This is a genomic window from Fictibacillus sp. Mic-4 (genome assembly GCF_049843615.1).
In the GTDB taxonomy this organism is placed as follows: Bacteria; Bacillota; Bacilli; order Bacillales; family Fictibacillaceae; genus Fictibacillus_A; species Fictibacillus_A gelatini.
On record NZ_JBBHZM010000001.1, the window covers coordinates 152,206 to 175,469 of the forward strand.

Sequence of the window (23,264 nt, forward strand, 5' to 3'; positions counted from 1 at the left end):
ATGAGTTGATCGATGAACTTTCTTAATTGTTCTTCAAGAGTGCGGCAAGCGAAACATTGGGTGGCTTTAGAGGAAGGTCCTGGTTCCTTAATCCATATAGGGTTTGATTCGCGGTATAAGGTGTCAGCTTAGTCTTTTATTCTCCTGTTTACAAAACATGTATGGATTTAAATCTATCGTAATCCCACCTTGTATCCATTGACTTGGAAAATGTAGCTGTAAGAAGGGCTCCTTTGCGGTTAAATTTTAAAATGATGATAAGATGCCCTTCTTACAACCTGGTTTATATGAGTACTAGCACATTCTCGTGATCCATGCTTTACTTGGGTCGTTTTTGCCTCCCCATGAACGCATTGATCGCTTTGAGCTGCTTTCTTCCGGATCTCTAAACATATATCGATGTGTACCGGATACGTGAGCTTTTTTGACAGCTTCATGAACTTCTGAGAAACTTCTTCTACGTCCGCCGTCGCTTCGCCTTTCACCTGTGCGCCTGCTATCACTTCTTCTGTTGCCTGTACGTCTGCCGTCACTTCTTCGATTACCGCTGCGTCTGCCGTCGCTTCTTCGATTACCGCTGCGTCCGCCGCCACTTCTTCGATTGCCGCTTCCTTTATTGCTGCTTCTTCCGTTGCCGCTAGACTTGCCGCTGGATTTATCATCATCTTTTTTCTCGATTTCATTTAAGCTTTGGATGTGGTAAATTGGCACATAAATGACTTCTTCTTTAACAACAAGAACCAGGTGATCATCATGAATGTGTGTTATGACACCTTCAACGCTTTCAGGGCCACCGCGGTTAATTTTAACCCATTTATATTTCATATTTTTGCATATCGTGTGGAAAGAATCGCAGTCGATATAGGAAGTGCCGTTATCGTATCCAGAGTAATCTTGAGAATGTTTTGTGACGCTCTTTATATGCTCATGCTGGTAGTATAATACATCACCGTCTTCACTTAACAGGACGCAGTGATCGTCTTTACAGCACATTAATGTCCCTTTTTTAGATTCTGGGCCGCCGAGATTAATTTTTACATTGCAACCAACTAAAGGATGAAGAATATTTTTTGACATTCTTTTATTCACAAATGGTTCCTCCTCATAAAGATATATAAACACCTGATGCTACATGTTATGTATCATGGGAGGACAAAGTACTACGTTATTAGTCTATCTTTTTCAAAATTATACGTTTGTCGGTAATGAAAACGCACAGAATCTATTAAAAACAGGCTGCCGTCATAAAAAAATGAGCAGCAGCCTGTCGTTTAAAATAGCCAATCCACGAACGAATCCCATGCGGATTGCTTTTTCGGATGTTTTTTCAATTCTTTTTCCGCTAGCGGCAATTTAAAATCACTTGTGTTTTCCGGAACGTTTGCTTCACGTAAAATTTCCTTAAACAATGGCGGAAGGGTTTGTGTACTGGACGATGTTAAATAATTTTGCTTTTTGTCAGGGTTGTCGTAGCCGAGCCAGAATGCCCCGACAATGTTTGGTGTATATCCAACAAACCAGTGGTCCTTCGTTCCGCGGATGTCCCCATTTTCCACTTGAGTGGAACCTGTTTTTCCAGCGATGTCCATGCCTGGAATATTTGCATTAACGCCAGTTCCTTCTTTAATTACACCTTGAAGTAAGTACGTCATAAGTTGAGCCGTTTTTGGTTTCATGACTTTTGTCTCATTCTTTTCCCATTTTTCAATAATTTTGCCGTCGCGGTCTTTAATCGCGACAATCGCATGAGCCTCTTCCATTTTTCCGTTATTGGCAAAAGCACTGTATGCTTGTGCCATTTTAAGCGGGGAAGTTCCTTCATATAATCCACCTAATGCCAGGCTTAAGTTACGGTCTTTTTCTGTTACTGGGATGCCAAATTCTTTTACTTTCTCATAACCTTTATCAAGGCCGATTTTATTTAACAGCCAGACAGCCGGCACATTTAACGATTTTGCTACAGCTTGATACATCGTGACTTCACCGCGGTAGGATAAATCGGCATTTTTGGGCTTATACCCATTAAAGTCAACGGGTTTATCTTGCAGGGTGGAATAAGGGCCATATCCGTCCTCAAGTGCTGGAGTGTAAACGGATAGCGGCTTTATTGTAGAGCCGGGTTGGCGTTTTAACTGTGTAGCCCGGTTAAAGCCAAGGAATGTATGTGTTCCTCTTCCTCCGACAAGTGCGGAAATTCCTCCTGTTTTCGGATTGATAAAGACTCCGCCGCTTTGCACCATTTCATTTGAGGTGCTGCCGGGGAACATCGAACGATTCTCATACACATTTTCCATTGCTTTTTGCAGCTTAGGATCAAGCGATGTATAAATCGTATATTTGCCAGACAAAATTTCTTCCTTGGAAATACCGTATCGTTTTTCAGCCTCTTGAATGACATAGTCAACATAATACGGGTAGTTCTCTACATTTTTACCCGGGGTCTTTTTATGCAGGGCAATTTTTTCGGCTTTTGCTTGATTATATTCGGTTTGCGTCAAGTAGCCTTGTTCTTTCATTAATGAGAGAACGACATTTCTTCGCTCGATTGCTTGCTTATAATGACTGATCGGCGAATAATAACTCGGAGCTTTGACCAACCCGGCTAGCATTGCCGATTCACTGATGGTTAAATCCTTCACGTCTTTTCCAAAATACGTATTAGCGGCACTTTTAATCCCCCAGGCGCCGTTGCCGAAATAGACCGAATTAAGGTACAACTCAAGAATTTTATCTTTCGAATAGGTTCGTTCAATCTTTTTTGTATAAAAGATTTCCTTAAATTTCCTGCTGAATGTTCGGTCGTTTGTTAAAAACACATTTTTTGCAAGCTGCTGTGTGATCGTACTTCCCCCCTGGACCACTCTTCCTGCCATTGCATTACGCACCATAGCCCGCATAATACCGGTATAATCGATTCCATGATGTTTATAAAAATCGCGGTCTTCTGTTGCCACAATCGCATGGATCATCGATTTTGGAATATTGTCAAACGTAACCCCTTCGGATCTGCCGATCATTTTGCTTGCAAGCTGGCCATTTTTGTCATAAATGAGTAACGGCTTTGCAACGGCATAGTCTAATTTGCTAATGTCGCGCGTCCAAATACAGATGTTAACGATTAAAAACAATAAAGCAAGAATGGCCGCCGCTAGAATAGCGATCGTTTTAAGTTTCTTTCGTTTATGTTTATTTTCATATTTTAACTTAAGCCTGCGATTCAACCTGGATTCGGTTGTTTGTACTTGTTCCATTTATATCACCTCATCGCTGCTTGTATCATACTATCAAATCACTTGATTAGAAAATGGTAAGTAGAGGAAATCTACTTTAAGTTATTTATTAATCATACATAACGCCTATCATTTTGGAAAGGAAAGTACTTGTTTTTAAAATACAACATTTATCTATATGTACTCGTCCAAACAAAATTTTTCTCTATGAATAAGTTATATTGAGGCTGTAAAAGCCTTAATATTTGCCTTAAGGGGGATTCTTAAATGTCCAATTATGAAGATGATTGGTATGATGGCGATCGTCGCAATGAAGAGGTTAATGTAAACGACACTGTAGATGTCGCGAATGACATTTACGATCGTAACAGCAACCGGGCGATTATTCGAAACAGCGGCAATTCGTATGTAAATATTAATATTGATATTGAAGATGAAATCCGCAATCGAAATCGCAGCCGCAGTCGCCGTAACCGCGATTAAATGTAACCATCTGATAGAAGAATAGGGATATTAACACAACGTTGTTAGTATCCTTTTCTATATTAATAATGGAGGTTTAACGGATTTGGATCCTTTGAAAAGAAAACGTAATGATATACGTGGAGAGCTAGTTGAAGAAAACGTTTATATCAAAAATACATCGGCTGTAAATCATAGCGGCAACTCGGATGTTGATGTCGATGTCAATGTGAATGTTGAAACGAACGCCATCGCCTATGCCTTTGCTTGTTATCTTCTTGCTGCAGGAATCATTGATGACCGTCAATTTGGTAAGATGATTAAAAAATTCAGGCACTTAATGGATGAAGATAGAGAAGCAGCAAGAAGAGAAAAAAGAAGGGACACGGATAGGAGGAGAAGAACAAGCAGCAGTGTCAGAGAAGTAGTGGAAGAAAACGATTCAAGGAATGCAAAAGTATTCGACTTTCCTGGAAGATAGCGATCGCTAGTACTTAATTTATAAGGCACCCTCTAGTACATAGAGGATGCCTTATCTTGTTTAAGAAATGCGTTTGTTTGTTACCATTTTTAGTTTTCTCTGTTGTAACTCGTATAGATCGAGGAGCCTGTCTAATTCTTGGCTGTATCGAATCGTCAGTTGGTCGGACAGGCCGTGTGTTCTGGCCGTATCTATCATTTGCTTCCGTTTAAACTCGATATATGTGGTTAACAATTATAAGACCTCCGATTTAAATATACTTGTCCTTGACCAAAATTCATTATGCTACATAATGTTCGAGAAGAAAAGCCTTTCGTCGAAACTTCTAATAACCCGACAAAATTTGAATGATTTTTCTGTGCTGGATTGATAAGATTCGACGAAACCAAAACTTGCCAGAGTGACGGTTATTCTTTCTTTTTGACAATATCTAATGAAATTTGGCATTTTCGCTAATGAAGGTGTTCAAACATATACAAATGTTTCCTCTGGGGAAAAAGGTTGCTCTGGACTCATTATCATTTCGAACGATATGATATTTATATGATTTTCTTGAGAGGAGACATTTATGGGAGATCAGATAACCTATCAAAAGGTTGAACGAGGTGTATATCTTAGTTTAGGTGCGTATATATTTTTATCGATCGTAAAATTGGCCATCGGAATTATCTATTCGTCAAAAGCGCTTGTCGCAGACGGTTTGAATAATACAACTGATATCATTGCTTCTGTTTTAGTTCTAATCGGATTAAAGATTTCACGAAAACCGGCGGATGAAGACCATCCTTACGGTCACCTTCGGGCTGAAACGATTGCTTCAATGGCATCATCTTTTATTATGGTTTTTATTGGCCTTGAAGTATTGATTTCTGCGGTTAAAAGCATTTTTAACCCTGCCTTGCGCACTCCGTCTACTTTAACAGCAATTGTGGCAATTGGAGGGGCCATAGTGATGTTTGCGGTTTATGTCATCAATTCAAAACTTGCGAAAGTAACGGGTAGCCAGGGGTTAAAAGCGGCAGCCCTTGATAACCGCTCTGATAGTTTTGTCAGTTTAGCTGCGGCAGTCGGCATTTTCGGTTCACAGTTCGGCCTTCCGTGGCTTGATCCTCTCGCCGCAATCGCCGTATCAATGGTCATTTTAAAAACAGGCTGGGATATTTTTTATGAAACCTCACACAATCTTTCAGATGGTTTTGACTATAAAGAAGGAAAAGATATAGAAAGAAAAATATTAGCGGTAAATGGCGTTGAAGATGTCAGTGAGTTAAAAGCGAGAAAACATGGGAATCGTACCATAATTGATGTAACCATCCGTGTGGATCCAACGTTAAATGTTATCGAAAGCCATCAAATTACGGAAGAAATAGAGAAAAAATTAGAACATCATTATAATGTAGAAAGCATTCAAGTTCATGTAGAACCGCTTGAAAAATGTGATATAAAGGAAAAGCAGGATGATCACTGATCCTGCTTTTCCTTCATCTTCTTTTATGAATAAGAAAACTGGATCATACTATTAATATATGATAAGAAAAACTTATGTTGGAGTAGGTGGAATTCATGCAGCTTTCTGAATTTAAGATATTGCAAATACTCGCTGAAGAATTAAATATGCGTAAAGCGGCGGAACGGTTATATGTTTCACAACCTGCATTAAGCCAGCGCCTGCAAACGATTGAGAACAATTGGGGGACGAAAATCTTTATTCGTTCGCAAAAAGGGCTATCGCTGACCCCTGCGGGCGAAAAAATAGTAGAGCATGCCCTACGGACATTAAAAGATGAGGAACGAGTGTTAGATGAATTAAACATGCTATCGAATGAAGTGCACGGGACATTGAAGATTGCCGTTGCTTCGATCATTGGCCAATATTGGCTTCCGAACGTGTTGAAAAAATATGTGGACCTCTACCCGCATGTGAACATTTCCCTTATTACCGGATGGAGCAGCGACATCATGAAGCATATATATGAAGATAGCATACATGTTGGAATTGTTCGTGGAAATCCGGAGTGGAAAGGCATCAAAACATATTTGTTGGAGGATCGGCTTATTTTAGTAGATACCGACATTTCCAGAATCGAAGACCTGCCGCAAACAAATAAACCATTTATTCAGTTTAAAAGCGCCTCAACCTATTATCAAGAAATACAGGACTGGTGGCATAGTCATTTCCAGACAACGCCGCAAAAAACAATCATCGTTGATGAAATTGAAACATGCAAGCAGCTGGCGCTTCACGGGATCGGATACGCCATTTTGCCTTCGGTCAGTTTAAGGCCGGAGGATGAAGTATATAAAATTCCATTAAGCAATGAGGATAAAGAGCCGATGAAACGGGATACATGGCTTATTTACCAAGAATCCGCACGAGAATTGAAGCAGGTAGAGGCGTTTCTTCAACTCGCTAAAGAATTTAAGTAAAATATAGTTTACGTATTTCCTTATTAATGGTTTAATAACAATCATAAGTGAATTTTTATAAGAATATTGGAGGGTTTTACATGAAAATGATGGATGCGAATGAAATTATCGCTTTTATTTCGAACAGCACGAAATCGACTCCTGTGAAAGTTTACATTAAAGGTGATTTAGAAGGAATTCAATTTGGCGAATCTACTAAATCATTTATTAACGGAAATACTGGTGTTCTGTTCGGTGAATGGAAAGAAATCGAACGGGCGTTGAAAGAAAATGAAGGAAAAATTGAAGATTATGTCATTGAAAACGATCGCCGCAATTCTGCGATTCCATTGTTAGACATGAAAAACATTCATGCACGCATTGAGCCTGGTGCAATTATTCGGGATCAAGTGGAGATTGGAAACAACGCCGTTATTATGATGGGAGCTTCTATTAATATCGGTGCAGTTATTGGTGAAGGCACGATGATCGATATGAACGTTGTGCTTGGTGGACGAGCTACAGTCGGAAAAAACTGCCACATTGGCGCAGGAAGCGTGCTTGCAGGAGTGATTGAACCGCCTTCAGCAAAACCGGTTGTCGTAGAAGACGACGTTGTTGTTGGTGCTAATTGCGTCATCCTTGAAGGAGTGACAGTAGGAAAAGGAGCGGTTGTCGCTGCAGGTGCAGTCGTTATCGAAGACGTTCCACCGTATACGGTTGTCGCTGGAACGCCGGCTCGCGTGATCAAGCAAATTGATGAGAAAACGAAATCGAAAACGGAAATTAAACAAGAGCTCCGCAAATTAAATGAAGAATAATCATTTCGGGGTTTCTTGAAAGGACTCAAAGAAAATGCCATCTTTTGTTGAGATTCGCAGACAACTTCATCAAATACCAGAGCTCGGGTTCCAAGAATTTAAAACACAAAAATTCCTGTTAGACTATATAAAAACATTGCCTCAAGAGCGGCTTGAAATCCATAGGTGGAAAACAGGAATACTTGTTAAAGTTCATGGCGTGCGGCCAAAACGGACAATTGGATACAGGACGGATATTGACGGTTTGCCCATTTTCGAGGAGACATCATATGCTTTTAAATCGCTTCATGAAGGGAAAATGCATGCATGTGGCCACGACCTTCATATGACGATTGCCTTAGGCGTATTAACTCATTTTGCCGAACATCCAATTGACGATAACCTGTTGTTTATTTTCCAGCCCGCTGAGGAAGGCCCGGGCGGTGCAAAGCCAATGCTGGAGAGTGATATTTTCAGTCAATTAAAGCCTGATATGATCATTGCATTGCATATTGCCCCTGAATACCCTGTAGGCACGGTAGCAACGAAGGAAGGCCTCCTATTTGCGAACACTTCTGAGCTTTTTATCGATTTAAAAGGGAAGGGCGGACATGCTGCTTATCCCCATCATGCGAACGATATGGTCGTTGCCGCAAGTTATCTTGTTACCCAGCTTCAGTCGATTGTCGCAAGAAACGTAGATCCGCTCGATTCAGCTGTCGTAACCATCGGGAAAATTACGGGCGGGACGAAACAAAACATCATTGCTGAACAAGCAAGAATTGAAGGAACGATTCGCACATTGTCGCTTGCTTCAATGGAAAAAGTAAAATCGCGCATTGAATCGATGGTCAGAGGAATCGAAGCGTCATTTGAATGCGAAGCACTCATTGATTACGGAGCGAACTATCGGCAAGTGTTTAACGAAAGCAAGTTGACACGTGAATTTATGGAATTTGTCCAGACAGAAACAAATGTCAATTTGATTGAGTGCCGTGAAGCGATGACAGGAGAAGACTTCGGTTACTTTCTCGATGAAATTCCCGGATTCATGTTCTGGCTCGGTGTCGATTGTGAATACGGGCTGCATCACGCAAAGCTAAAACCGGATGAAGGCGCGATTGACGTTGCCATATCGACCTTAGTATCATACTTAACATGGAAATCCAATCATTAAAAAACGACCGCATCCCGCGGTCGTTTTTTTTAGTGGAATCGGTAATTCGCAGATTCCGACGATAGAACCGTTCTAAAAGACACTTTTCATACCGCTTGCTCTGATTATGTCCAAAAGTTTAGTTTAAAGACATTTTATAAGTCGGAGCCCCGTTTTTAATACTAAGCTTTGGATAGAGCCTCAAACAGTTGGTTACATTAAGACAGAAAAGCGGAAACGCTATCGTGATATTGGGGTAAGGAGGTGGAACAATGGCTAGAATTGGTGTAGAAGAATCATTAACCAACGTGTCAGATGCACTTCGGGCAAGAGGGTATGAAGTTGTTGAACTTCGAAATGAAAATGATGCAAAAGGGTGTGACTGCTGTGTCGTTACAGGATTAGATCATAACATGATGGGCATTCAAAATACGTCAATTAAAGGTCCTGTCCTAAACGCTCACGGTTTAAATGCTGACGAAGTATGCAGCGAGGTCGAAAAACATTTAAAGCAATAAGGGAATGAGTTAGGAACAGTGCCAAAAAGGGCTGTTCCTCCTTGTTTATTTACATAAAAGGAATGGGAAAACATTGATAAGGGGGTGAATCTGGATCATGGAATTCTATAATATCATCATCGTTATTTTACTAATTGTTATTACCGCTTTCTTTGTCGCCTCTGAATTTGCGATCGTCAGGGCAAGAAGGACAAGAATTGAGCAGCTGGCCGAACAGGGGAATAAAGACGCCATTGCTGCGAAGAAAATTATTGGTAATCTTGATGGTTATCTTTCAGCTACCCAACTTGGAATTACAATGACATCATTAGGTCTTGGCTGGCTCGGGGAACCGACGGTAAAGGCAATTATTGATCCGATCATCAAATTATTTAGAGTTCCTCATGCACTTGAAAATACGATTTCTTTTATTATTTCGTTTGCACTTATTACATTTATTCATGTCGTGCTGGGGGAATTGGCTCCCAAAACCTTTGCCATACAAAAAGCAGAATCGATTCTCCTGTCCGTTTCAAGGCCGCTCATCATATTTAACTATGTCTTATTTCCTTTCATTTATTTGCTTAATGGCTCGGCTAACCTTTTTTCACGGATGTTCGGAGTAAAGCCGGCCAATGAGAATGAAAAGGTAGTGACGGAAGAAGAGCTGCGCCTTATTTTATCGGAAAGCTTTGAAGGCGGTGAAATCAACCAATCCGAATATCGCTATATGAACAAAATTTTTGAATTTGATGACAGGACGGCTAAAGAAATCATGGTACCGAGAACGGAAATTGTTTGTTTGTACACACAAAATTCATTTAAAGAAAACATGGAAATTATGAGGGCGGAAAAGTTCACCCGTTATCCGGTTGCTGATGGCGATAAAGACCGTTTAATTGGCCTCGTTAACATTAAGCAGTTTTTTAATGAACATGTAACAGAAACAGAAGGGGATTTAAATGATTATATACACCCGATTATAACGGTACATGAATCGATTCCTATCCAAAGGCTGCTTGTTAAAATGCAAAAAGACCGTGTTCACATGGCCGTATTGATGGATGAATACGGGGGAACCGCCGGGATTGTGACCGCGGAAGACATTTTAGAAGAAATCGTTGGAGAAATCAGGGATGAGTTTGATGAAGACGAACAGCCGCGCATTCAAAAGCTTTCGCCGACGAAAGTTGTTTTAGATGGGAAAGTATTAATTTCCGAAGTGAATAATTTGTTCGGACTTGATATCGATGACACTGATTTGGACACAATCGGAGGCTGGATTTTATTTCAGACGGTTGATGTTGCGGAAGGGACAATGATTGATTACGAAGATTATCGCTTTACCATTTCCGAAGTTGACGGCCATACTGTAAAGAAAGTCGAAGTAGAAGCTATAAAAAAAGAGAGTTCATCCTAAGAGGAACTCTCTTTTCCTAAATTAAACTTCAAAGTCCACATCTGGATGATCTTCCGAAGATTTCTCCGGTATTTCAATCCCTTCTTCCTTTAATCGGCGCTTCAGGCGGTCATACAGAGCATTTTCAACTGACCATTTCTTCAAGTTCTCAGTTTTGGCCAAAATTCGAAGAGAAAGATCATCCGAATCCCCTGACTGAACGACTAATACTTTCGGTTCTTCTAATAAATGCGGGATTTTATTAGCCAACTGCTGGCATTCCTCTTTAATAATTTCAAGCGCATTTTCAACTTCAGGCGATGATGGAATTTGTATGTCGACAAGTGCTCGCATATTTCCTCGCGAATGGTTAGAAACACTTGTAATCAAGCGATTCGGGATGTAATGGAGAGTTCCATCAAATCCGCGAACCCGCGTTGTGCGTAATTCTACTTCTTCAACAATGCCGGAAAAAGACCCGGTTGTAATATAATCGCCGACATCAATCTGTTTCTCAAGCAAAATAAAAAATCCTGTCACTATATCACTGACTAAATCTTTTGCGCCAAATCCAATGGCAAGGCCAACAATTCCGGCGCCTGCTAAAAGCCCTCTTATATCAAGGCCAAACAGTCCAAAAACAGCCACAAACACGATGAAAATAAGAGTGTAGGCGAAAATACTGTTCATTAATGTTTCTAACGTTTTTGCCCGATATTTTGACATTTCATTACGTTTGGCAAAATTGTTAAATGCCGTATGAATGATGGAATGACCGACTTTTTTTACGATGGAGTAAATAATAAAAATGACAATCAGTTTTAAAATAAATATCCCTGAGGAAACCGCTAAATCTCCATATTGAATGTTTGTTATTGCATGAAGCATCTAAACCCTCCCAATCTATTCTCATTTACTAAGTATAGCGAATGTAAGATAACAATCCAATTATTTCACTTATGACGTTTAAGCTGTTAAGATAAAGGGCAGATTATAAGGTGTGCTGATGGAAGTATTAGCCTAAATTAAATTAATTATTAATTAACATTGACTAAAAAGAAAGCTTGTTTTATAATGACTAATGTAAATCAAATCTTTAATATTGTTGGAGGGATTTTTTCATGGCAGAACGTATGGTAGCAAAACAAGCACCACGCTTTGAAATGGATGCAGTAATGCCGAACAAAGAATTCGGCAAAGTAAGCTTAGAAGATATTATGAAAGAAGATAAATGGACGGTATTATTCTTCTACCCAATGGACTTTACTTTCGTTTGCCCGACGGAAATTACGGCAATGAGTGACCGTTACGAAGAATTTGCTGATCTTGATGCAGAAGTTATCGGTGTTTCCACTGATACGATCCATACACATAAAGCATGGATTAACACTCCTCGTGACATGAACGGATTAGGCGAGTTAAACTATCCGTTAGCCGCTGATACAAACCACGAAGTATCTAAAAAGTACGGTGTTTTAATCGAAGAGGAAGGTGTGGCGCTTCGCGGTTTATTCATCATCTCTCCAGAAGGTGAATTGAAGTACTCTGTTGTTAACCATAACAATATCGGCCGCGATGTGGATGAAACATTACGCGTGTTACAAGCGCTTCAAACAGGCGGACTTTGCCCTGCGAACTGGAAGCCTGGCCAAAAAACTCTTGAAGTTTAAGTGAAAAATACATGAAAAGGACCTAACAAGTAAGTTAGGTTCTTTTTTTTTGTCTCCCTTATCGAAAAAAAAGGAAAATTAACAACAAAAAAAATAATGAAAAATCCAGTGCAAAAAGATGGTTATTTCTTCGTGTTACGTTATATGATGTATATTGTACTTATTTTAATAATTTTAAAAAGTGGGGTGGGGGAAGAAGTGGAAACGTTTAAACGTTTGAAAGAATTTTACTGGCCTTATCGAAAGTATTTCATATGGTCTTGTATGGCGCTCATATTAGTAACGGCGATAACGGTCGTTTATCCGATGGTATTGCAGCTGACGATTGATAAGGTCATTACGGAAAAGCAGTTTGGGCTTGTACCTTATTTAGCAATAGGTTTTATTGCCCTCATGGCTTTAAAAGGGGTAGCCACTTATTTTCAGAACTATTTAGGGGATCTGTTCGGAATTAGTGCCGTCTATAAGTTAAGGGAAAAGCTGTATGAAAAATTGCAATACTTGCCGTTCAGATACTATGACAATGCGAAAACGGGCGACTTAATGTCAAGGCTCACGGCGGATGTAGAAGGGTTTCGTTTTTTCTTATCGTTCGGTTTTGCCCAATTCATTAACTTTGTCTTAATCATCGGCTTTAGTTTAGCGGTTATGTTTTATTATTCCATTCCACTTGCACTTGTGACATTAGCAGCTCTTCCATTTTTAGCAATCGTCGTCTATCAATTTGATAAAGATGTGCACCCGGCGTTCAGGGGAATACGCCGCTCGATGGGACGTCTCAATACAAAAGTTCAAGAAAATATTAGTGGAATCAATACGGTAAAATCGTTGTCCCGTGAAGATTTTGAAATCAGCAAATTTGTAACGTCTAATGAAGACTATAAAGGAAGGCAAATCGATACGGCGAACATTTGGGCGAAATACTTTCCTCTCATGGAGTTGATTGGAAATTTGTCGGTCGTCTGCTTGTTGTCATATGGCGGATATTTAGTGATCAACGGAAGTTTAAAGCCTGGTGAGCTTGTGGCCTTTTTTAGTCTTGTTTGGTACATAATGGGGCCAATTATGTACTTAGGCTTTATTATTAATACGTTTTCCCAGTCAAAAGCTTCGGGTGAACGGTTACTCGAAATTTTAGATGAGCCTGAAGATATTCAAAATCAAGAAAATGCGATAGAGGTAGACGAAATTGAAGGTGAAGTGGAATTTAAACATGTCACTCATCAATACGCCAATGAAAAAGAATACGCTTTAAAAAATGTTTCATTTAAAGCGGAGAAAGGGAAAATTATCGGTCTTGTCGGAGCGACTGGAAGTGGCAAAACGACATTAACGCAATTAATATCCCGTTTTTATGAACCTTGTGACGGAGAAATTTTGATCGATGGAAGGCCAATTCAAGATTATTCGGTCCAACACTTGCGAAGAAACATCGGGGTCGTCTTGCAAGAATCATTTTTGTTTTCTTCAACAATTAAAGATAACATCGCTTACGGCAGGCCGGATGTGCCGATGGAGAAAATTATCGATGCGGCAAAACGGGCACAGGCTCACGATTTTATTATGGAACTGCCTGATCAATATGAAACCATTTTGGGGGAACGTGGGCTCGGACTCTCAGGTGGCCAGAAACAGCGGATTGCGATCGCGCGGGCAATTTGCATCGATCCGCGAATTTTAATATTAGACGATGCGACGAGTGCGGTCGATATGGAAACGGAGTTCAAGATTCAAAAAGCGTTCCAGGAAGTAATGGCGGGAAGAACAACGTTTATTATCGCCCATCGCATTTCCTCCTTAAAACATGCGGATGAAATACTTGTTTTTGAAAACGGAAAAGTGGCAGAACGCGGCACACATGAAGAGCTCATTAGAGGAAGCGGACTTTATCGCCGCATTTATGATATTCAGTACAAAGATAAAGAGATCCTCTATCAAAGCCAGAGAGTAAGAGGAGTGGGAGAATGAGCGCTAAACGAAAAGTAGAAAGATTTCGTTATTCGAATGAAAATGTCATTGATAAGCCGTTTAATTGGAAACAAATGACACGCCTCTTAGCTTATATGAAGCCATATAGCAAAAATTTATTACCTATGTCGATCATTGCAATGGTGATCACTACGGCCGTTCGATTAGTGATTCCAATTTTCATCGGTGTTTTAACGTTTGACCATGCGGTTGCCAATAAAGATGTGCCGCTATTGATCAAATTGATTATCGCGATCGCGGGTATGTATTTGATTTCATGGGTTGCTAATATCTTGAGGATTCGCTGGACGAATAAACTCGGTCAATACATTATTTTTGATATCCGGCAGCATTTGTTTAAACATATCCAACGATTATCGCATCGATTTTTTGATCAGCGGTCAGCAGGTTCGATTCTCGTTCGGATCATTAATGATGTTAACTCGATGCAAGATTTGTTTACAAATGGTGTTATCAACACATTAATGGATTTAGTGTTGCTGGCCGGAATCATTGTGATCATGTTTCTCTATAGCGTAAAATTGACGCTGGCCATTATGGTCATCCTTCCACTGATGTTTTTTGTTTCAACCAGTTTACGTAAAAAAATACGCCGCTCCTGGCAAGTGGTCCGGTTAAAACAATCGAAACTGAATTCTCATTTAAATGAAAGCATTCAAGGAATCAGGGTGACTCAATCTTTCACGCAAGAAAAAGAAAACATGAGCTTTTTTGAAGGTGTGAACAATGAAACATTTGAAAGCTGGAGGGATGCATCACAAAAGAATGCGTTTTTCCGACCATTTGTCGATATGTCAAATGCAATTGGAACCGCTATCTTAATCTGGTTTGGTGCGTACCTCATTGACTCTGGATCACTGAATATCGGGGTATTCGTCACTTTTGCTTTTTATTTAGGAATGTTTTGGGAGCCTGTATCGAGGCTTGGCCAGGTGTACAATCAATTGTTAGTAGCGATGGCATCATCCGAACGCATTTTTGAATTTTTAGATGAACGTCCAAATGTCGCGGAAAGCGACCATCCGATTGTACTAGAAAAAATTCATGGAGCTATTCAATTTAACGATGTTGAATTTTCGTATGATCATAAACGGAAAGCGTTAAACGGAATCAATTTGTCGATTGGCGCTGGCCAGACGGTTGCTCTCGTTGGCCATACAGGGTCTGGAAAAACGACGATTGCCAATTTGATCAGCAGATTTTACGATCCAACAGCAGGAAGTGTGGAAATTGACGGATATAATTTAAAAGACATCCAATTAGACAGCTTACGTCAAAAGGTTAGTATTGTCCTGCAAGATACATTTATCTTTTCAGGCACAATTATGGAGAACATTCGGTTTGGCCGACCGACTGCGACGGATGAAGAAGTAAAACGTGCAGCCGCGTCGGTTGGTGCCGATACGTTCATTAACCGGTTACAAAATGGATTTGATACTGAAGTAGAAGAAAGAGGGAATGTCCTATCTGTCGGGGAACGACAATTGCTATCATTTGCAAGGGCGCTACTAGCGGATCCGGATATATTGATATTAGATGAAGCGACGGCAAGTATTGATACCGAATCGGAGTTGAAAATCCAAAACGCTTTAAGAACTCTTTTGAAAGGTCGAACGGCCATCATCATTGCTCACCGTCTCTCTACCATTCGCGAAGCGGATAAAATTGTCGTGCTAAGTTCCGGCAATATTATCGAAGAAGGCAATCATGATTCACTTATGCAGCAAAAAGGGGAATATTATCATTTAGTCGCATCGCAGTTTAAGATGTTGGAAGCGATGTAAAAAATGGAGTGGATCCTATTTCCACTCCATTTTCTGCACCTTTTTGCCGTTAAAGTTAATTATGGTAAAATTGAATGAAAGATGGAAAAGCATGGGGGAATGGGTGTGAACAAACAGTATACCGTTATTGGACTCGGCCGTTTTGGGGGCAGTATTTGCAAAGCATTGAGTGAAGCAGGAATGGAAGTATTGGCAATTGATATAAATGAAGAACGGGTAAATGAATTTTCGAACATCGCCACACATGCTGTTATCGCGGATACGACCGATGAAAATGTGTTAAAAAGTCTTGGGATTCGCAATTTTGAACATGTTATTGTCGCGATTGGCGATAATCTTCAGGCCAGCATCTTAACTACGTTGCTTTTAAAGGAGCTAGGTGTTAAAAAAATTACAGTAAAAGCCCAGAATGATTATCATGAAAAAGTGCTGCAAAAAATTGGTGCCGACCGCATTATTCATCCAGAGCGGGATATGGGAATTCGGATTGCCCACCAGGTCGTATCGAGCAGCATCAAGGATTATCTTGAACTATCGGAAGAGTACAGCATGGTTGAATTGGTCGCTACAGCGAAAATGGATCATCAAACTCTTGCCAATCTTGATATTCGGGCGAAATTTGGTTGTAACGTCGTGGCTATCCGCCGTAAAGAAGAGATTATTGTCTCGCCGAAAGCCGATTTAAAAATTGAAAAAGGCGATATTTTAATTGTAATCGGCGGAGATAAAGATATTAACCTTCTTGAAAAACAAATGCTTGCAGATAGTTAAAACCGGTTATCCATTTAGGATAACCGGTTTCGTCATTTCAAATATTAAATTTCCATAATAATTGGCAAGATCATCGGACGGCGCTTCGTCTTTTCGTAAAGGAAAGGAGCAAGCACATCAGTAATCTCATTTTTTATTTCCGACCATTGGGTGGTTCGTTTTTCAGCCATCAAGTTGTCCAAATGCTTTGCGAGTAAATCTTGTGCATCGTTGATGAGATCGCCGGATTCTCTCATGTAAACAAATCCGCGTGAAATAATGTCAGGTCCGGCCTCGATTTTAAATTCTTTCATATTCATGCTGACGACCACGACGACAAGTCCTTCTTCGGAAAGAATTTTCCGATCACGAAGAACGATATTTCCAATGTCCCCGATGCCGTTTCCATCGACATAAACGGAACCTGAAGGAATTTTACCCGCAATTGCCGCTTCATTTTCGGATAATGCAAGTACTTCGCCATTATCCATGATAAAACAATTTTCGGCCGGAACATCACAATCCGTTGCCAATTTCACATGGGTTTTTAACATCCGATATTCCCCATGAATCGGCAAGAAATACTTTGGCTTGATCAAGCGAAGCATTAATTTTTGCTCCTGCTGGCCGCCGTGTCCGGAAGTGTGAATGTTGTTCAATGAACCGTGAATAACTTCCGCCCCCGCCCGGTACAGCCTGTCGATCGTCTTGCTGACGCTTAATGCGTTCCCCGGAATAGGAGAAGAAGAGAAGACGACAGTATCTCCAGGGATGATTTGAATTTGCCGATGGGTTCCATTTGCAATTCGCGATAATGCGGCCATTGGTTCACCCTGGCTGCCGGTGCAAAGAATCGTCACCTGATTGTCAGGGAGACGGTTAATCTGGGCTGCATCTATAAATGTATTTTTCGGCGCTTTAATGAAGCCAAGGTCTTGCCCGATATCGATGGCAGAATCCATGCTGCGGCCAAAAACGGCTACTTTCCGGTTGTTTTGCACGGATGCTTCAACCACTTGTTGCAAGCGATGGATATTGGAAGCAAAGGTTGCAAAAATAATGCGCCCATTTACTTTACGGAAAATTTCCTGGATGCTTTCGCCTACGGTTCGCTCCGATAGCGTAAATCCGGGAACCTCACTGTTCGTGCTGTCTGAAAGCAAGCATAAAACGCCTTCTTTCCCAATCTCGGCCATCTTTGTTAAATTAGCTGGCTCGCCAACTGGTGTAAAGTCAAATTTAAAATCTCCAGTGTGCACAATGTTACCCGGAGGTGTCTTTACAACCACACCAAACGATTCAGGAATACTGTGGGTTGTTCTAAAAAAGCTGACAGATGTTTTCCGGAATTTAATAACGTCATCTTCCGTCACTTCGTGCAATTGTGTCCTGCGCAAGAGCCCATGTTCTTCAAGCTTGTTCTTGATAAGGGCGATCGAGAGCTTTCCGCCATAAATTGGGACATTAATTTCCCGAAGCAAATAAGGAATGCCCCCAATATGGTCTTCGTGGCCATGAGTAATGAATAAGCCTTTAATTTTGTCCTCATTTTTGACAAGATACGTATAGTCCGGGATAACGTAATCAATGCCTAATAATTCATCTTCAGGGAATTTAATGCCCGCATCAATTAAGATGATTTCATCTTGAAACTGTACGCCATACGTATTTTTTCCAATCTCTCCTAAACCGCCGAGGGCAAATACAGCAGTTTGATGGTTTTTTACAAATTTCATATGTTACACATTCTCCAGTTCAAATGATTTAGATTCTTTCTCATATTCAAGGAATTTTCCTTTGATTTCTTGTATGTATTCAATGTTGTAATTGCGGTCTGCTAATTTTTTTCGGACATCTTCTAATGACTCGCCTTCAACATACAAAACTTTTGTATTTTCGCGAATTGGTACTTCTTCTTTATTTTCTTGATAAAACACTTTAAAAATCATATTTTTCTACTCCTTACCGAAAACTTTATTTATTTCTTTTTATATTATAAAGGATTTTTAGCCTTTTTCATAGGAAAGATGAGATGAAAGATGACTTTCATCTCATCTTTTTGCATTACGATTAATGGAAGCAATAACGATTTTTCATTCTGTTTGTCAGGCAAGGGTATTGTTCCATTAATGCACGCAGACGGCGCAACATTCTTCTTCTTCGCTTCATTAGTATCACCCATTTTTTTTACGCTTAGTATGTGCAAGAGCGTAAAATAAAATAAACCCTCCTCAACTATTGCTTGAGGAGGGCTTATTTGGAATCGGCAGCCGCTCTTTCCTATCGATAAAGCGCCATTTGAGCAGGGGGCTCAAATGGTTTTTCTTTATTAATTCGATCGTAAAACATAATCCCGTCTAAATGGTCAATTTCATGTTGAAAAACAATGGCGGGCATTCCTTTTAATTTAAGTTCAACCTTTTCTCCTTTATGGTCTATGCCTCTAACGGTAATTTTAGCATATCGCGGCACGAGGCCTGGAACGGGGCGGTCAACGGAAAGGCAACCTTCTCCGCCTTCTAAATATGTGACTTGAACAGAGTGGCTGACAATTTTAGGGTTAAATAATGCCACGCTATACAATTTACCATTGTCGTCTGTCACATGAACGGCTATTAATCGTTTGGAAATGCCAATTTGTGGAGCTGCCAATCCGACACCTGGCCGCAAATGATATTTTTGAGCCATTTCGGGATTTTGTGAATGAATAAGAAATTCCAACATTTTTTTTGCTGTTTCAACATCTTCCTGACGAGGAGGAAGGGATACTTCTTTTGCTACCTGGCGAAGAATAGGATCTCCTTCTCTTATAATATCTTTCATTGTTAACATCATTTTTTTCCTCCATTTAACCTGATACATTTATTTTACCATATGGAAAAAGTTTATGCCTAAAGGGTATTGAATAGAAGCAACGAATTATATAACAGATGGTAACCACGAGTGATACAGAATGATACACTTGTTTAAGTTTAAAACCGTCTCGATTTATAGAATAGTGAGATTTAAGAATTGACTGCGCTTTATTTCGTAGTGTAAACTAATGATGGCGATGAAAAATTGTACTACTTTTTGCATGAGCATTCAGTAATACAGTTTTGTTTAAAGTTTTATGGCAAACCAGTCATGTAGAAAGAAGAATTTGGGCATTCTAACAAGTGTGTGTCTTTTTCTCATGATGAATTTATATCGGCCTAGAAAGGAAGAGGTGAACGTAATGAAATTGAATACGATCGAAACTGTAGAAAGCCAATTCGAAACGTTTCAAATTTTATCGGAAGATGGCGAAATCGTAAATAAAAAAGCGATGCCTGATTTATCCGACGAACAATTACAAGAATTAATGCGCCGTATGGTGTATACGCGTATTTGGGATCAACGTGCAATTTCTTTAAGCCGCCAGGGGCGTTTAGGGTTTTATGCGCCTGTAGCCGGCCAAGAGGCGTCGATGCTTGGATCGCAATTTGCATTAGATAAAGAAGACTGGATTTTGCCAGGATATCGCGATATTCCGCAAATTGTATTTCACGGATTCCCGCTTTACCAAGCATTTTTATGGTCTAGAGGACATTTTCAAGGTGGGCAATTCCCGGATGGCTTAAATATTTTGTTCCCACAAATCATTATCGGTGCCCAAATTATTCAGGCTGCCGGTGTTGGCCTTGGTCTTAAGAAAAAAGGCAAGAAAAACGTTGTCATTACATATACGGGTGATGGCGGTTCTTCTCAAGGCGATTTTTATGAAGGGATTAACTTTGCCGGCGCATACCAGGCACAAACAATCTTTGTCGTTCAAAACAACCGATTTGCAATTTCTGTTCCTGTCGAAAAGCAATCTGCCGCAAAAACTATCGCGCAAAAAGCAGTCGCTGCCGGTATCGAAGGAATTCAAGTCGACGGGATGGACGTTCTGGCAGTGTATGCAGCAACTAAACAAGCGCGCGAACGTGCTTTAAACGGAGAAGGTCCAACATTAATTGAAACATTAACGTACCGTTTTGGACCTCATACGATGGCAGGGGACGACCCGACGCGTTACCGTACAAAAGATCTTGATAACGAATGGGAAAAGAAAGATCCATTAGTCCGTTTCCGCAAGTTCTTAGAGAAGAAAGGGCTTTGGACTGAAGAACAAGAAACAGAAGTGGTAGAAAAGGCGAAGGAAGACATTAAAGCAGCTATTAAGAAAGCAGATAGCGCGCCGAAACAAAAAGTAACCGATTTGATCGGCATTATGTTCGAGGAGCTTCCTTACAACCTTCGTGAACAAATGGAAGAATACAAAGCAAAGGAGTCGAAGTAATATGGCTCAAATGACAATGATCCAGGCAATTACAGATGCGATGCGTACTGAATTGAAAAAAGATGAAAATGTTCTTGTATTCGGAGAAGATGTAGGTCAAAACGGCGGCGTATTCCGGGCAACGGAAGGGCTTCAACAAGAATTTGGCGAAGATCGTGTATTTGACACGCCGCTTGCCGAATCAGGGATTGGCGGGCTTGCCATTGGCTTAGGCTTGACAGGGTTCCGTCCGGTTATGGAAATTCAATTCTTCGGCTTTTTATTTGAAGTAATTGATTCCATCGCTGGCCAAATGGGACGCATGCGTTTCCGTACAGGTGGAAAACTTCATTCACCGGTTACGATCCGTTCACCTTTTGGGGGCGGGGTAAAGACTCCTGAAATGCACGCGGATAGTTTAGAAGGCCTTATGGCCCAAACGCCAGGGGTGAAAGTTGTGATCCCATCCACTCCTTATGATGCAAAAGGCTTATTAATCTCAGCCATTCGCGATAACGATCCGGTCGTATTTTTAGAGCATATGAAATTATATCGTTCGTTCCGCGAAGAAGTTCCAGAGGAAGAATATACAATTGAAATCGGAAAAGCCGATGTAAAACGCGAAGGAAAAGACATTTCCATCATCGCATATGGAGCAATGGTACATGCCTCTCTTAAAGCGGCAGAGGAGCTTGAAAAAGAAGGCATTTCCGCTGAAGTTATTGATTTAAGGACAATTAGCCCGCTTGATATTGAGACAATTATCGCTTCTGTTGAAAAAACAGGACGCGCGATTGTCGTTCAAGAAGCGCAAAAACAAGCAGGAATCGCTGCAAATGTCGTCGCTGAAATTACGGAACGTGCGATCCTTCATCTAGAAGCTCCAGTTCTTCGTGTTGCGGCAGCGGATACCGTCTATCCATTTGCAGCAGCGGAAGATACATGGTTACCTGATCATAAAGATATTGTTGAAAAAGCGAAGCAAGTCTATAACTTCTAATTTTTAAATAGACAAATAGGGATTCATTTCTAAATAGTGATGAAAACCTCGAGAAAGAAAAAGGAGGCGTTATCATGGCGTTCGAATTTAAGCTTCCCGATATTGGTGAAGGTATTCACGAAGGTGAAATCGTTAAATGGTTCGTAAAACCGGGAGATGAAGTAAAAGAAGATGATATTCTTCTTGAAGTTCAAAACGATAAAGCCGTTGTTGAAATCCCATCACCGGTCGATGGGAAAATTTTAGACGTTAAGGTTGAAGAAGGCACGGTTTGCGTAGTAGGCGATGTACTTGTTACGATTGATGCTGAAGGTGAAGTTGAAACAGGCGACGAGCCGGCTGAAAAAGAAGAAAAAACAGAAGAACAGCCAAAAGCCGAGGAAGAAAAGAAACCTGCAAAAGAAGAGAAGAAAGAAGCGCCTGCAAAAGATGATTCAGATGACAACAAACGAGTCATTGCAATGCCTTCAGTACGAAAATATGCCCGTGAACTAGGCGTTGATATCCGAAAAGTGCAAGGATCCGGCGATAATGGTCGCGTATTAAAAGAAGATATTGATAAGTTTGCTAAAGGCGATGCCGCTCAAGAAGAAAATAAGGCAGCTGAAACAGGAAAAGAAGAGGCAGCTAAAAAACCTGTTGCGATTCCGGTTTCTGAAGCTGAAACACGTGAAAAGCTTCGCGGTGTCCGTAAAGTCATCGCAAAAGCAATGGTGAATTCAAAACATACAGCCCCTCACGTAACATTGATGGATGAAATTGATGTGACTGAGCTCGTCGCGCATCGCAAGAAATTCAAATCTGTCGCAGCTGAAAAAGGCATTAAGCTGACTTACTTGCCTTACGTCGTCAAAGCATTAGTTTCAGCTGTACGTGAATACCCTGCGTTAAATGCGTCAATTGATGATGCAAATGAGGAAATTGTGTACAAGCATTATTACAACATTGGTATTGCCGCTGATACGGAGCATGGTTTAATGGTTCCGGTTGTTAAAGAAGCAGATCGAAAATCGATTTTCAAAATTTCTGCTGAAATCAATGAACTTGCCGCAAAAGCGCGTGATGGCAAACTTTCTCCTGAAGAAATGAAAGGCGGATCTGTCACCATTTCCAATATCGGTTCTGCAGGCGGCCAATGGTTCACGCCAGTCATCAACCATCCAGAAGTAGCGATTTTAGGAATTGGGCGCATTGCTGAAAAACCGGTTGTGAAAAACGGAGAAATTGTTGTTGCACCTGTACTTGCATTATCATTAAGCTTTGACCACCGTTTAATTGACGGTGTAACCGCGCAAAATGCATTAAATCATATAAAACGTTTACTGAACGATCCACAACTACTAGTAATGGAGGCGTAA

Annotated in this window: 23 protein-coding genes; 15 read left to right on the forward strand and 8 right to left on the reverse strand. The window is 40.5% G+C overall.

Annotated elements, in window-relative coordinates; all coding sequences use genetic code 11:
• Positions 1–294 precede the first annotated feature (294 nt).
• Together WD019_RS00785 and WD019_RS00790 are read right to left on the reverse strand one after the other, a co-directional pair.
• Complete coding sequence (locus WD019_RS00785) at positions 295–1,089, reverse strand: hypothetical protein (RefSeq protein WP_425710387.1); 795 nt, start codon at positions 1,087–1,089, stop codon at positions 295–297.
• Positions 1,090–1,271: 182 nt separating this feature from the next.
• The gene (locus tag WD019_RS00790; protein ID WP_051291184.1) at positions 1,272–3,251 is read right to left on the reverse strand and encodes a transglycosylase domain-containing protein; all 1,980 of its coding nucleotides are present in this window, start codon (positions 3,249–3,251) and stop codon (positions 1,272–1,274) included.
• Between the two features lie 246 nt (positions 3,252–3,497).
• On the opposite strand from WD019_RS00790, the gene WD019_RS00795 reads away from it, so the two are divergent.
• Positions 3,498–3,713 carry a hypothetical protein gene (locus WD019_RS00795; RefSeq protein WP_026676042.1) on the forward strand — a complete coding sequence of 72 codons (216 nt, stop codon included), beginning with the start codon at positions 3,498–3,500 and terminating at the stop codon, positions 3,711–3,713.
• 85 nt (positions 3,714–3,798) lie between these two features.
• Positions 3,799–4,173 (forward strand): hypothetical protein, encoded by a 375-nt coding sequence (locus WD019_RS00800; protein WP_425710388.1) that lies wholly within the window; start codon positions 3,799–3,801, stop codon positions 4,171–4,173.
• Between the two features lie 60 nt (positions 4,174–4,233).
• Here WD019_RS00800 and WD019_RS00805 read toward each other — a convergent pair whose 3' ends face one another.
• Complete coding sequence (locus WD019_RS00805) at positions 4,234–4,407, reverse strand: aspartyl-phosphate phosphatase Spo0E family protein (RefSeq protein WP_081412538.1); 174 nt, start codon at positions 4,405–4,407, stop codon at positions 4,234–4,236.
• A 334-nt stretch (positions 4,408–4,741) separates the two neighbouring features.
• On the opposite strand from WD019_RS00805, the gene WD019_RS00810 reads away from it, so the two are divergent.
• From WD019_RS00810 to WD019_RS00835, 6 genes are all read left to right on the forward strand, one after another.
• Positions 4,742–5,641 carry a cation diffusion facilitator family transporter gene (locus tag WD019_RS00810; protein WP_026676040.1) on the forward strand — a complete coding sequence of 300 codons (900 nt, stop codon included), beginning with the start codon at positions 4,742–4,744 and terminating at the stop codon, positions 5,639–5,641.
• Positions 5,642–5,736: 95 nt separating this feature from the next.
• The gene (locus tag WD019_RS00815) at positions 5,737–6,600 is read left to right on the forward strand and encodes a LysR family transcriptional regulator (protein ID WP_026676039.1); all 864 of its coding nucleotides are present in this window, start codon (positions 5,737–5,739) and stop codon (positions 6,598–6,600) included.
• Between the two features lie 80 nt (positions 6,601–6,680).
• Positions 6,681–7,400 carry a 2,3,4,5-tetrahydropyridine-2,6-dicarboxylate N-acetyltransferase gene (gene dapD / locus WD019_RS00820; RefSeq protein ID WP_026676038.1) on the forward strand — a complete coding sequence of 240 codons (720 nt, stop codon included), beginning with the start codon at positions 6,681–6,683 and terminating at the stop codon, positions 7,398–7,400.
• A gap of 34 nt (positions 7,401–7,434) precedes the next feature.
• Positions 7,435–8,556 carry an N-acetyldiaminopimelate deacetylase gene (locus WD019_RS00825; protein ID WP_425710389.1) on the forward strand — a complete coding sequence of 374 codons (1,122 nt, stop codon included), beginning with the start codon at positions 7,435–7,437 and terminating at the stop codon, positions 8,554–8,556.
• Positions 8,557–8,807: 251 nt separating this feature from the next.
• Entirely contained in the window at positions 8,808–9,053 is a 246-nt protein-coding gene (locus tag WD019_RS00830; RefSeq protein WP_026676036.1) for a YkuS family protein, read from the forward strand.
• A gap of 97 nt (positions 9,054–9,150) precedes the next feature.
• Positions 9,151–10,452, forward strand: a complete 1,302-nt coding sequence (locus WD019_RS00835) for a hemolysin family protein (RefSeq protein ID WP_026676035.1) — start codon at positions 9,151–9,153, stop codon at positions 10,450–10,452.
• Between the two features lie 21 nt (positions 10,453–10,473).
• Here WD019_RS00835 and WD019_RS00840 read toward each other — a convergent pair whose 3' ends face one another.
• Positions 10,474–11,319, reverse strand: coding sequence for a mechanosensitive ion channel family protein (locus WD019_RS00840; RefSeq protein WP_425710390.1), 846 nt, complete (start codon positions 11,317–11,319; stop codon positions 10,474–10,476).
• Between the two features lie 233 nt (positions 11,320–11,552).
• Here WD019_RS00840 and WD019_RS00845 point away from each other — a divergent pair, with 233 nt between their 5' ends.
• From WD019_RS00845 to WD019_RS00860, 4 genes are all read left to right on the forward strand, one after another.
• The gene (locus WD019_RS00845) at positions 11,553–12,101 is read left to right on the forward strand and encodes a peroxiredoxin (protein ID WP_026676034.1); all 549 of its coding nucleotides are present in this window, start codon (positions 11,553–11,555) and stop codon (positions 12,099–12,101) included.
• A gap of 198 nt (positions 12,102–12,299) precedes the next feature.
• Positions 12,300–14,069, forward strand: a complete 1,770-nt coding sequence (locus WD019_RS00850) for an ABC transporter ATP-binding protein (RefSeq protein WP_425710391.1) — start codon at positions 12,300–12,302, stop codon at positions 14,067–14,069.
• Positions 14,066–15,874 carry an ABC transporter ATP-binding protein gene (locus WD019_RS00855; RefSeq protein WP_425710392.1) on the forward strand — a complete coding sequence of 603 codons (1,809 nt, stop codon included), beginning with the start codon at positions 14,066–14,068 and terminating at the stop codon, positions 15,872–15,874. Before WD019_RS00850 ends, WD019_RS00855 begins: the two co-directional genes overlap by 4 nt.
• Before the next feature lie 105 nt (positions 15,875–15,979).
• A complete protein-coding gene (locus tag WD019_RS00860; protein ID WP_026676031.1) occupies positions 15,980–16,645 on the forward strand; it encodes a potassium channel family protein in 666 nt (221 codons plus the stop codon).
• A gap of 44 nt (positions 16,646–16,689) precedes the next feature.
• Here WD019_RS00860 and rnjA read toward each other — a convergent pair whose 3' ends face one another.
• From rnjA to def, 4 genes are all read right to left on the reverse strand, one after another.
• Positions 16,690–18,360 carry a ribonuclease J1 gene (gene rnjA / locus WD019_RS00865; protein WP_026676030.1) on the reverse strand — a complete coding sequence of 557 codons (1,671 nt, stop codon included), beginning with the start codon at positions 18,358–18,360 and terminating at the stop codon, positions 16,690–16,692.
• 3 nt (positions 18,361–18,363) lie between these two features.
• Positions 18,364–18,573 (reverse strand): DNA-dependent RNA polymerase subunit epsilon, encoded by a 210-nt coding sequence (locus tag WD019_RS00870; RefSeq protein WP_026676029.1) that lies wholly within the window; start codon positions 18,571–18,573, stop codon positions 18,364–18,366.
• A 44-nt stretch (positions 18,574–18,617) separates the two neighbouring features.
• The gene (locus WD019_RS00875) at positions 18,618–18,806 is read right to left on the reverse strand and encodes a hypothetical protein (RefSeq protein ID WP_154657878.1); all 189 of its coding nucleotides are present in this window, start codon (positions 18,804–18,806) and stop codon (positions 18,618–18,620) included.
• 98 nt (positions 18,807–18,904) lie between these two features.
• A complete protein-coding gene (gene def / locus WD019_RS00880; protein WP_425710555.1) occupies positions 18,905–19,456 on the reverse strand; it encodes a peptide deformylase in 552 nt (183 codons plus the stop codon).
• A 385-nt stretch (positions 19,457–19,841) separates the two neighbouring features.
• On the opposite strand from def, the gene pdhA reads away from it, so the two are divergent.
• The 3 genes from pdhA to WD019_RS00895 all read left to right on the forward strand — a co-directional run bounded on the left by pdhA (position 19,842) and on the right by WD019_RS00895 (position 23,264).
• Positions 19,842–20,927: a pyruvate dehydrogenase (acetyl-transferring) E1 component subunit alpha gene (pdhA, locus tag WD019_RS00885; RefSeq protein ID WP_026676026.1), complete on the forward strand. Its 1,086-nt coding sequence runs from the start codon at positions 19,842–19,844 to the stop codon at positions 20,925–20,927.
• 1 nt (position 20,928) lies between these two features.
• A complete protein-coding gene (locus WD019_RS00890; protein ID WP_026676025.1) occupies positions 20,929–21,906 on the forward strand; it encodes an alpha-ketoacid dehydrogenase subunit beta in 978 nt (325 codons plus the stop codon).
• A 74-nt stretch (positions 21,907–21,980) separates the two neighbouring features.
• Positions 21,981–23,264: a dihydrolipoamide acetyltransferase family protein gene (locus WD019_RS00895; protein ID WP_425710393.1), complete on the forward strand. Its 1,284-nt coding sequence runs from the start codon at positions 21,981–21,983 to the stop codon at positions 23,262–23,264.